This is a genomic window from Nonomuraea basaltis, from assembly GCF_005893125.1.
GTDB lineage: Bacteria > Actinomycetota > Actinomycetes > Streptosporangiales > Streptosporangiaceae > Nonomuraea > Nonomuraea basaltis.
The window spans coordinates 20930-29272 of sequence record NZ_VCJS01000086.1 but is presented as its reverse complement, the minus strand read 5'-3'; the positions used below and the strand labels follow the sequence as shown (position 1 = coordinate 29272).

The window sequence follows — 8343 nt, the reverse complement described above, 5'->3', positions numbered from 1 at the left end:
TCCGAGCATGATTCCCGCAGCCCTGCAGAACGAGTCAGGAGCTCTTCTGCTCGCCCGTCGCCTCGGCCGGGGCGCTGAGCTGATTATGGGCTGCTGATCGGCTACGTCTCCGGTACTCGGTGGGCGTCAGCCCGACCAGCGTCCGGAAGCGGCGGGCGAAGTACGTCGGGTCGTCCCAGCCGACGGCGGCGCCGACCCGAGCAGCCGGCAGGGCCGAGTGTGCCAGCAACGTGGCGGCGCGCTCGGCCCGCAGCCGGGCCAGGAAGCCCAGCGGCGTCAGCCCGACGTTGCGCCTGAACAGCCGGCCGAGATAGGCGGGATCCAGGTTGACCGCCCGGGCGAGATCATCCAGCCGCCACGGATGGGCGGGCGCTGCCTCGAGCCGGGCGACGGTGGCGGCGACCGCGGGGTGGATGGTGGACTCAAGCGTCTGCCGTTCGGGGTCACGGCCGTCGGCCAGGACGCCGAGCACGGTGATCAGCCGGCCCAGCATCCGGCCCGGCCGGCGCTGATCGGCTCCGAGGTCGCGTTCGAGCAAGCCGATCTCCGCGATGGCCTCCTCGGCGGCGGCCGGATCGACGGTCGTGACCGCCACGCCATGCGTGCCGGATGCCACCGGATCGGTCCACAACAGCCGGCGCAGCATCGGGATGTCGTGCAGCGCCGCCAGTTCGGCTCGTAGCGCCTGGGCGGACAGGCAGCAGTTGGCGACGGTCAGGCCGGCGCAGTCCCGGAACCCGTGCCAGGCACCGGGGCGAAGCACGATGACCTGCCCGCGCCGCAGCGGGTGCTCGCCCTGGCTGGTCACGTGCCGGCCGTAACCGGTTCCGATCACGGCGATCTCGAGGAAGTCGTGCGCGTGCGGCTCGATGTCGAGATCCAAGCGGTGGACACCTGCCAAGACCGGGTCCCCGGCGAACAGCGCGTGCTCGTGCAGCGTGGCAGGCATATCGGGATCGTACGACTACTCGCCGAGATAGGCCTAGCCCATAGCGGCACACCACGACGACGCTTGCAGTATCCCAAACGGCAAGAACCTCGGAGGTCAGTGATGACAACGACCACGACCGGGCAGTCCGGCAGCGACGTCGGTTCCGACGGCCGGGTGCCGAACGAGCTTGTGGCGGCGTATCGCGAATACGGTTTCGTTCGAGTACGAGGCGTTCTCGAACCCGACCAGATCGAGCGCTTCCGGGCCAGCGCCGAGGCGTTCCTGGAAGCGCATCGCGCGGAGAGCCTGGAGAAGCAAGGCGTCTTCAGCCAGCTGGTCAACGTCTGGCAACATGACCAGACGCTGCGGGAGCTCACGTTCGACCTGCGGCTCGGCCGGATCGCCGAACAGCTCGCCGGGTTCTCGCTGCGGCTCTGGCACGACCAGATGCTGGTCAAGGAGCCGCACAACAACGCCGCCACCGAGTTCCACCAGGACCGCCCGTACTGGCCGCATGCGGGCGACCGGCTCCCGCTGTCGGCGTGGATAGCACTGGTCGACGTTCCTCCGGAGCGGGGCTGCATGACCTTCCTGCCGGGCACCCAGCATCGGACCGGCCTGCGCCCGCAGGACCTTCACCACGAGGAAGACCTGTTCGCGATGGACCCGTCCCTGCGCTGGATTCCCCGCGTCACCGTGCCGCTCCGCGCCGGCGACTGCATCTTCCACAGCGGCTACACCGGCCACATGGCCCTGCCCAACCGCACCGACCAGGCCCGGCTCGCGCACGTCAACATCTACATGGACGAGGCGACCCGCTACAGCGGGACCGAGCACATCGTGACCGATCCTCTCGGACTCGCCGTGGGCGACCGGTTGGACGGCGACACCTTCCCCCGCCCCTGGGCTTAGACGGCTGGGGGTCAAGCGGGTCTCGCGAGTGGCAGCGTCAGCGTGAGCGCGAGTCTGGGCCAAGCACCCGGCGGCGAAGCACATCAGCCGGCGCGTCTATGTCGCCGCCAGTGCCGATTCGATGCTGGGAACGCGCTCGTGAAGCCAGTCCCCGCCGCATTCGTACTCCCACACGAGTGCCAGCAGCATGGAGAGCAGTCGGTGGTTCGCCATGTGCAGTGGTGCGTCGGCTGGAATGCCCGCGGGGAAATACGCGTCGAGCACCGCACGCTGCAAGCGGGGCTCACGGAGCTCCATTCTGGCCAGGTCCAGCCATGGGCCGGCTGCCGCCTCAGGGGGTGGCCACCGCATATATCAACACGCCTTCGCGCTTGAAGGGGACTGATGCGCCGTTGAGGACGACCTTGGTCGCCTGCGGCGCCGCGATCGCGATCGCCTTCGCCGGATCGACGCTCGCCACCAGGCTGCTGCCGTCGACGCGTACCGTGCCATCCTTGCCGATCTCCACGGCAAGGTCCTTCACCGGGCTGGGCGACTTGACCAGGATCGCGCCGTCACGCTCGACGACGGCGCCATCGACTACAACGATCGACTCGGCCGCGGCGCCGGTCTGGACATAGAGCAGCTTGCCGTCGAAGGTGTAGGCGCCGAACGTGCGCGGCGCCTTCGTGGTCCAGGACTTGTAGTAGACCCCCGCGCCACCGTTCAGACTCAGGGCTGTCGCAAGGTAGGACGGGGTGGTGCCGACGGGGAGCCGCTCCACCGTCACCGATGTGTCGGCCGCCCCTCTGGACGGCAGCAGGAGGGTGTCGAAGGTCGTCTGGCCGTCGGCCGTCTTGACGTAGCAAGCGTACTTGGCGCTCTCCACCGAGTAGAACTGTGGCGCGTAGGAGCCGTCGCACAGCGCTTCGGTGATCTTGCCCGGGTCGGCGGGCACGACGCTGATGTTCGCGCCGGTGTCGAAGGCCGTGGTCACCGCCTTCGACCCGGGGTGAAGGGAGGGCTTGGCGTCCGAGGCGAAGTGCCAGTTCTGCTCGTAGCGGTGCGTCGCGGTGTTCGTGGGCTTCAGCCGGTCGGAGACCAGCCACAGGCCCGAGTGCAGGGACAGGACGGAACGCTCGTGGCGCGTGCCCGCGGAGCCCTCGGTGTTCGCACCGATCAGGTCGAAGGCCGGGTTGGCGATCAGATGCGTGATCCCGCCGGCCGCGGTCGAGGTCTGCGGGTGGTCGTCGATCTCGATCGTGTTGTGCGCCTCCGTGGTAAGCCGCAGCCACTCCGCGCGGGCGTCCGTGCTGTAGGTGAAGGTGCCCATGTCGGGCAGGAGCGGCCGGCCGTACGCGTAAGCGGTGATCGCCAGCTCGTCCGGGTGGCTGTGGTTGCCGCGGTCGGCGTTGATCCGGAGGTAGGAGTCGTCGGCGGTCCAGCCGGAGCGGGAGACCGCGACCCTGGTGTCCGGGTAGAGGGCGGAGGTGTGCGCCGGCTTCTCGCCCGACTTGCCGGAGGTGCCGACGTAGAGAAGTTCGGGGTCATTGAGCAGCTCGCCCAGCTTCCCGAGGGTGCTGCGCAGGTCTTGGGAATCGCTGTCTCCGTAGGCCGGGCCGTACCCGCTGGGATAGCTCTGGTCCATGAGGAAGCGGCCCAACTGCCGCAGCTTGGCGGTGGCGGTGAACGTGATGCCGTTGCGCTGCATGTAGGCGACGACGTCCACGTACTGTCTGAGGTAGCCCCGCAGGTAGCCGTCCGTGGACTCCTTGTAGCCGCCGTCGGGGTAGGTCGAGTCGTTGAGCTGGTCCGAGAGGAAGTCGGCGGCGTCGGTCCGCCACGCGGGCGCGACGCGGAACTCCGGGAAGTAGACGGAGGCGTGCAGCAGCGTGATCTTCTGTGACTGCATCTTGTTCGGCGTGCCGTTGACGTTCTCCTGCAGGTACAGGCCGGCTCGGTTCATCGTCTTGAGGATCGCGGTGTTGGCCTCGGGGGTCAGCGACGGGCTCTTGCGCAGGATCTCGTAGGCCGCGATCCAGTTGTGCAGGCGGCGCGCGGCGTGCAGGTTGCCCGGATAGGAACCGGCGCCATAGTCGGCGCCCTGCTCGGCGTCGTAGGTGTCGGCGTCTTTGATGAAGTCGGTCATCAGGCCGATGAGCGTACGGGCGTACTGCTCGTTGCCGGTCTTCTGGTACTCCAGGGCCAGCGGGCCGGCGAAGGAGAAGCGGGGCAGCTGGTAGAGATACTCCATGTCGGCGATGAGATACTCCTTGTCGGCACCGCCGGGGAGCTTCCAGTCGAAGCCGCCGGGGTCACCCTCCCAGGAGAACGTGTTCTGCACGGTGTTGGACCAGGTGCGGGTGGCCTCGTCGAAGGTCTCGGCGTTGCCGTACAGCATGACGTCCTTCTTCGCGTTCGCCTGGCCGGTCAGCGTCAGCTCGGCTTTCTTCACCCCGGAGACGCCGGAGAGATCGAACTGCAGGTACGCCTTGCGCGTCTCCCCGGTGAACGGTCCTGTGCCCTGGTCGCTGACCTGCATGAAGTATTTGCTGCCATACACGTTGCCGGGGTTGGCCTGCCAGATGTAGGTGTCGTGCGACGGGTGGAAGGTCTTCACCGAGCCGTCGGCCAGGGTCACCCGGAGCGTGGGCTTGCCCGAGCCCTTGCTCCTGCTGTTGACGAGCGCGATGACGGCATCCTTCCGCCGACTCATCAGGAAAAATCCGGACTTGCCGCTGGTGATGATGCTCGTGACGTCAGCCGTGACCGTCGACTCGCCCGGGCCGAACGTCACCGTCTTGACGTACACCTCCCCGTGTCCGAGCGTCCAGATGTGGCTGGCGGTCAGCTCGAGCGCGCCCGGCCAGGTCGCGTGCGAGAAGCCGCCCGCCTCGATGGTCGGGCGGGCGCGGTAGTAGTCGAGCAGCTTCTGCTTGGCCAGCCCGTAATCGCCAGCCTTGACCGCGCTCTGCACGGATGCCAGGCCTGCCTGGTTGTAGGACAGCCGCGGGCCCACCGTCCAGGCGCCGTTGCTCCATCTCCCGAAGAAGCCGGCATCCGAGAGGGACGCCGCAGAGGCGTGAGGTCCGGGCACCAGACCCACAGCGACCAGCGTCAGTACGGCGATCCACCGCCAATGGCGAGACATGTGCGAAAGGTAGAGGTTCGCGGTATAGCGCTGGTATGTCAGCGTCTCCGGCGGTCCCGTCGTGGCCGTTTTGTCACCTGGTTCAACCAGACGATCGCGCACGACTCCGGCTGTCAGCCTTAGCGGGTGGCGGCCCGGTGGTCGTCCTTGATGCGGGTGAGGAAGAAGTCCCGGACGTCCTCGGCGAGCAGCTCCGGCACTTCCATCGCGGCGAAGTGGCCGCCGCGCTCGAACTCCGACCAGTGCCTGATGTCGTACAGCCGCTCGGCCAGCGGTCGCACCGACTGCGTGATGTCGTGCGCGAACACCGCCACGCCAACCGGTACCGGGCACGGCTCGCTCCGCCGCGGAGCATCGTGATGCAGCCGCGCCGAGGAAGCCGCGGTGGCGGTCAGCCAGTACAGCGAGATGTCGGTGAGCATCCGCTCGTCGCTGATCGGCGAGCGAGGGTCCGTCCACTGTGCGAAGCGCTCGGCGATCCAGACCAGCTGGCCGACCGGCGAGTCGGTCAGCGCATAGCCGATGGTCTGCGGGGTGAGGGCCTGCAGAGCCTGGTACGGCGGACGGTTCGCCATCAGCTGCCTGACCTTGTCCAGCCGAGCTTCATCCGTTTCGGACAGATCGATGTCGGCGTCCGGGACCGGCCGGGTCGGCAGGAAGTTGACGTGCACCCCGACGATCTGCTCGGATGCCACCGCACCGAGCGCCATTGAGATGCCAGAGCCGAAGTCGCCGCCCTGCGCGCCATAGCGCTCGTACCCGAGCCGGCGCATCAGCTCAGCCCAGGCCCGCGCGACCCGGACGACATCCCAGCCACGCTCGTGGGTCGGCCCGGAGAAGCCGTAACCCGGAATGGACGGAATCACCAGGTGGAAGTCGCGCGACAGCGGCTCGATCACGTCGAGGAACTCCAGGAACGAACCGGGCCAGCCGTGGGTGAGAACCAGCGCGAGCGCGTCCGGCTTCGAAGACCGGACGTGGACGAAGTGGATGTTCTGGCCCTCGATCTCGGTGGTGAAGTGCGGAAGCTCGTTGAGCTTGGCCTCGTGCTCGCGCCAGTCGTAGCCGGTGCGCCAGTATTCGGCCAGTTCCTTGAGCCGCGCCAGCGGGAAGCCGTAGTCCCACCCGGCGTCGGCGACCTCGTTGGGCCAGCGGGTGCGGGCGAGCCGGTCGGTCAGGTCGTCGAGGTCGGCTTGGGGGATGTCGATGCGGAACGGCTTGATCATGGTCTCAGCTCCAGGGGATTCATTCGGCGCACTAATGTTTGGCAAGCTAACGTTTACTCGGCGAACGCTAGCACATCATTAGTGCGCCAAACGACTCGATAGACTTGTCACATGGAGACCGAGGAGACGCCCGCCCGGTGGGAGGGCCTGCCCAGCTGGCTGCTCGGCCAGACCGCCAACCACGCGCACCGCCTGGTGGGCGACGGGTTCTCGTCCGTCGGCGCCCGCGGCTACCACTACCGCCTGCTGGCGACGCTGGAGGAGTCCGGCCCGGCCAGCCAGGCCGCGCTGGGCCGCCGCAGTGGCATCCACCTCAGCGACATGGTCGCGACGATCAACGAACTCGCCGATCGCGGACTGGTCGAGCGCGCCCCGGACCCCTCCGACCGGCGGCGCAACATCATCTCGCTGACCCCAGCGGGCAAGCAGCAGCTGCGGCGACTGGAGAAGCGGCTGGCCGAATGCCAGGACGAACTGCTGGCTCCACTGTCACCCGAGGAGCGGCAGGGGTTGACCGAGCTGCTGTCCAGGCTGTTGGATCACCACAACCGGCGAACCGGCACCCCCGAAGAGCCGTGGCACTGACCGGCCCCGAAGTCCTGGCCCAGCCACCGACTCCGTTGCCCTCTTCGGCCTCGGCTCCGACAGCCGCTCCGCGGCCGCGAAGAACGCCCTGGTCGGTCGGTCGGCGATCCCACGTCCAACTCATCGTCGCGCTCACCCAGACCAGGTCGTAAGCACGAGGTGGTGGTATCGATCCACCACAACCGGGTGTCGGAGATGTCGGCGTGCCAGAGCGCGAGCTGATGGCCTGTGCCGCTCGAAAACGCGATCTCGCTGCTCAAGGCAGCGCACCCACGCAGTTCCACTGCCAAGAGATCATGGATGGATGATCCTCTCGACTGTCATTCCGTCGTGCGTCGTCTGCTGTCTGTGCTAGCGGTGCACATGAGCCGTTCGGCTGCGGCGATGGCGTCGGCCGGTTGGCCGGAAGCCAGCTGGACGACCACCTCCGTCTCGCCGTCCGCACTGCTCATCGCCATCCCGCTGTAGCCGAAGATCCATCCGGAATGGCTGAACACGCGCCGCCCGCAGCTGAGCGTCTCGGCGAAGATTCCGAAGCCGCCGGTCTGCAGTTGCCTGCCCACCTCCTGGGCGAACACCCAGTGGTAGAAGCTCGACACGTTGGCCGCGGTCGAGATCAGCCCGCCCGCGGTCCAGAAGATCGACGAGTCCAGCTCGGCGTTGTCCACTCCGTCGGTGTGGTTTCCGTGCGCGAGATCCTTGGGCAGGTCGTCGGTGGGCAGCTCGGTCGCGGTCAAGCCCTGCGGGCCCGTGATGCGCTCGCTCAGCAGTTCCCTGTACGGCTTGCGGGACACCTTCTCCAGAATCATGCCGAGCAGGATGAAGTTGGTGTTGGAATAGCCCTGCGCCTCTTTGTCCGCATATTTCAGCAGTTCTCGGGGCGGCCAGTGACGGAGGTGGGCGCCGTTGGCCAAGTCCTTGACGAATCGCTCGTCGCGCAGATAGTCGGAGATGCCGCTGGTGTGCCTGAGCAGGTCCGCCACGGTCGCCTTCGTCTTGATGACACCAGGCAGCACTTTGTCCACCCGGTCGGTGAGCGCCAGCCGCCCCTCCTCGACCTGCTGCAGAACGAGCGTCGCGGTGAACGTCTTGGTGATGCTCGCGATCCTGAACCGATGATTCGTCCGCATCGGCACCCCGGTGTCCGCCTGCCCTGCCGCCGCTTGCCACGTCTGATCCCCCTTCCTGACGTGCACCACCGCGCCCGACGATCCGGCCTCGACCAGCCGCGTGGCCTCCGCCTGCACCCCTGGCGCCGGGGAGGGCCGTACGGACGGCGTCCGGGGGGCGGGAGAGCTGCACGCGACCGCGCAGAGCAGGGCGAGGATGGCTGTGATCCGCATGACTTTATATTGATGCCAAAGGCAGGCCCGAGTCACTGACAGGCAGTGTCAGCGATATACGCGCTTCTCGGGGTTCCCCCCTATCCCGCTCGGAAACACGGCTGTCAACGCCCCGCAGTGCTACTGCCAGCAAGATCGCCAACAACCTGACCGATACGTCAGAATAAACTCGACTCTATTTGTCAATATGGTCAAATGTCTCATCGATACGAAGAC

General features: G+C 67.3%; 6 protein-coding genes. 2 read left to right on the top strand and 4 right to left on the bottom strand.

All coding sequences use genetic code 11. The features are described 5' to 3' along the window. Window positions 1-34: 34 nt before the first annotated feature. Window positions 35-949, bottom strand: a complete 915-nt coding sequence (locus EJK15_RS33875) for an AraC family transcriptional regulator (RefSeq protein WP_138714564.1) — start codon at window positions 947-949, stop codon at window positions 35-37. A gap of 102 nt (window positions 950-1051) precedes the next feature. On the opposite strand from EJK15_RS33875, the gene EJK15_RS33870 reads away from it, so the two are divergent. Continuing rightward, on the top strand, window positions 1052-1843 hold the full coding sequence (locus EJK15_RS33870; protein WP_138714563.1) for a phytanoyl-CoA dioxygenase family protein: 792 nt from the start codon (window positions 1052-1054) through the stop codon (window positions 1841-1843). 331 nt (window positions 1844-2174) lie between these two features. On the opposite strand, the gene EJK15_RS33865 is transcribed toward EJK15_RS33870, so the two are convergent. Together EJK15_RS33865 and EJK15_RS33860 are read right to left on the bottom strand one after the other, a co-directional pair. Continuing rightward, a complete protein-coding gene (locus EJK15_RS33865; protein WP_138714562.1) occupies window positions 2175-4973 on the bottom strand; it encodes a heparinase II/III family protein in 2799 nt (932 codons plus the stop codon). 119 nt (window positions 4974-5092) lie between these two features. Then, on the bottom strand, window positions 5093-6199 hold the full coding sequence (locus tag EJK15_RS33860) for an epoxide hydrolase family protein (RefSeq protein ID WP_138714561.1): 1107 nt from the start codon (window positions 6197-6199) through the stop codon (window positions 5093-5095). Window positions 6200-6310: 111 nt separating this feature from the next. On the opposite strand from EJK15_RS33860, the gene EJK15_RS33855 reads away from it, so the two are divergent. Further along, window positions 6311-6784, top strand: coding sequence for a MarR family winged helix-turn-helix transcriptional regulator (locus EJK15_RS33855; protein ID WP_138714560.1), 474 nt, complete (start codon window positions 6311-6313; stop codon window positions 6782-6784). A gap of 320 nt (window positions 6785-7104) precedes the next feature. On the opposite strand, the gene EJK15_RS33850 is transcribed toward EJK15_RS33855, so the two are convergent. Continuing rightward, window positions 7105-8127, bottom strand: coding sequence for a serine hydrolase domain-containing protein (locus EJK15_RS33850; RefSeq protein WP_138714559.1), 1023 nt, complete (start codon window positions 8125-8127; stop codon window positions 7105-7107). Window positions 8128-8343: the final 216 nt, after the last annotated feature.